This window comes from Streptomyces luteolifulvus (assembly GCF_008806595.1).
GTDB lineage: Bacteria > Actinomycetota > Actinomycetes > Streptomycetales > Streptomycetaceae > Streptomyces > Streptomyces luteolifulvus.
Genome location: NZ_VZRB01000086.1, coordinates 1 through 2,718, shown reverse-complemented (window position 1 = coordinate 2,718; position 2,718 = coordinate 1). Strand labels below are relative to the sequence as shown.

At 70.2% G+C, this 2,718-nt stretch carries 2 protein-coding genes; both read left to right on the top strand.

The window, feature by feature from the left end; translation table 11 throughout:
* The coding region (locus tag F7R91_RS41630) for a beta-ketoacyl reductase (protein WP_150959056.1) at window positions 1–927 on the top strand (927 nt) is incomplete at its 5' end.
* A gap of 139 nt (window positions 928–1,066) precedes the next feature.
* The coding region (locus F7R91_RS41625) for a type I polyketide synthase (RefSeq protein WP_150959054.1) at window positions 1,067–2,718 on the top strand (1,652 nt) is incomplete at its 3' end.

Here is a 2,718-nt window from a genome sequence, read left to right as displayed (position 1 = left end):
TACTCCTCGATCGCGGGTCTGATCGGTAATGCGGGACAGGCCAACTACGCGGCGGGCAACACCTATCTGGACGCGCTGGCCCAGTACCGTTCGGCCCTCGGACTGCCCGCCGTCTCCCTCGCGTGGGGCCTGTGGGACCGGACCAGCACCATCAGCGGCGAGCTCAACGACAGGGACCTGCGCCGTCTGGCCCGTATCGGACTCACACCGCTCGTCGCCGACGATGCGATGGAGCTGTTCGACGCGGCCACCGCCGCAGGCGAGTCGGTACTCGCCGTCAGCCGGCTGGACCTCGGCGCGCTGCGCGAGGGGGGCGACGCCCTGCCGCCGCCGCTGCGCGGCCTGGCCCCGGCGGTCCGCCGGCGCACAGCCGCCGCAGCCGGCGCGGCCGGCGGCCAGGACACCGGTCCGTCCCTGGGGCAGCGCCTCGGCACCCTGTCCGAAGAGGAGCGTGCGCAGGCGCTCATCGACCTCGTACGCGCCAGGGTGGCCGCCGTCCTCGGACACGCGGACGCAGACGCCATCGAGGCCGACCGGGCCTTCCAGGAACTGGGCTTCGACTCGCTCACCGCGGTCGAGCTGCGCAACCAGCTCAACACCGCGACCGGACTGCGCCTGCCGAGCACCCTGGTCTTCGACCACCCCAGCCCCGCCACCCTCGCGGCATACCTGGGCCGGCAGATCACGGTGGAGAAGGCGTCGCCCGCCGACACGGTGGTCGACGAGCTCAGCCGCCTCAAGTCCGCCATTCGGGCTGCCTCCGCCCATCGCGTCGCGTACGAGAGCGTGGCCGGGCAACTGCGCGAACTGCTGGGCATCGCCGACGAGGCGGTCGGCAGGACAGCCCTCGACGAGGCGCCTGCCGACGGGGATCTGGACAGCGCGAGCGACGAGGAACTGTTCGCGCTCCTCGACGACCTGGACTGACCGGGGACGCACCGCTCACGGAGCCGACAAGGGGGTCGGCTCCGGAGCGGTGTCACGCGCGCGGCACATCACCACTGCGGCGTACGACTCCACCCATCACCTTTCACAGTACGAGCCACATCACGGGGAGCTGAGATCAGTGGCCAACGAGCAAGAACTCCGCGAATACCTCAAGAAGGCGATCGCCGACGCGCGGGACGCCCGCCGGCGGTTGCGCGAGGTGGAGGAAAAGGCCCAGGAGCCGATCGCGATCGTGGGCATGGCGTGCCGTTACCCGGGCGGGGTGTCCTCTCCCGAGGACCTGTGGAACCTCGTGGTGAACGGCGTCGACGCCGTCAGTGACTTCCCGGCCAACCGTGGCTGGGACATGGCGAAGCTGTACGACCCGGATCCGGACCGTGCAGGGACGTCCTATGTCCGTGAGGGTGGCTTCCTGCACGACGCCGATCTGTTCGACCGCGAGTTCTTCGGCTTGTCACCGCGTGAAGCCCTCGCCATCGACCCGCAGCAGCGCCTGCTGCTGGAGACGGCCTGGGAGACCCTGGAGAGCGCGGGCATCGACCCGGCCACCCTGCGCGGCAGCGCGACGGGCGTGTTCACCGGCGTGATGTACAACGACTACGGCTCCCGGCCCGACCTGCCCCCAGAGGGCAACGAGGGGTATCTCTTCAGCGGCAGCGCAGGCTCCATCGCCTCGGGCCGACTCGCCTACACCTACGGTCTCGAGGGCCCGGCCGTCACCGTCGACACGGCGTGCTCCTCGTCGCTCGTGGCCATGCACATGGCCGCGACGGCGCTGCGCAACGGCGAGTGCGACCTCGCCCTGGCGGGCGGCGCGGCCGTCATGTCGACACCGACGGCTTTCATCGAATTCTCGCGGCTGAGGGGTCTGTCGGCCGACGGTCGCTGCCGCGCCTTCTCGGAGGACGCTGACGGCACGGGCTGGTCGGAGGGTGTTGGCCTGCTGCTGGTCGAGCGGTTGTCGGACGCGCGGAAGAACGGGCACCGGGTGCTGGGCCTGATCCGGGGCAGCGCGGTCAACCAGGACGGTGCGAGCAATGGGTTGACGGCGCCCAATGGGCCGTCGCAGGAGCGGGTGATCCGCGCCGCGCTGGCCAACGCCGGTCTGACCACGAATGACGTGGACGCAGTCGAGGCGCACGGCACCGGCACGACTCTCGGGGACCCGATCGAGGCGCAGGCGTTGCTGGCCACGTACGGTCAGGGGCGTCCCGCCGGGCGGCCGCTCTACCTGGGCTCTCTGAAGTCGAACATCGGTCATTCGCAGGCGGCGGCGGGTGTCGGTGGTGTGATCAAGATGATCGAGGCGATGCGTCATGGTGTGCTGCCCAGGACGCTGCATGTGGGCGAGCCGTCCCGTCATGTGGACTGGGAGGCGGGTGCGGTCGAGCTGCTGACCGAGGCGCGCGAATGGCCCGCCACGCCTGACGGCCGCCCCCGCCGCGCGGGCGTCTCCTCCTTCGGCTTCGGCGGTACCAACGCCCACGTCCTCATTGAAGCGGCACCGCCCGTCGTCGACGAGGAGGCGCCCGTCGAGCGTCCCAAGTTGCCGGTGATTCCCTGGGTGTTGTCCGGCAAGTCCGAACAGGCGCTCCGTGAACAGGCAGCCAAGCTGCGGACGTTCGTGGAGCACCATGCCGACCTTGCTGTGCAGGATGTGGCTTTCTCGCTGGCTGCTGAGCGGGTGGTGTTTGAGCATCGTGCGGTGGTGGCGGGTGCGGATCGTGCCGAACTTGTCGAGGGGTTACGGGAGTTGGCTGCGGGTTCGGT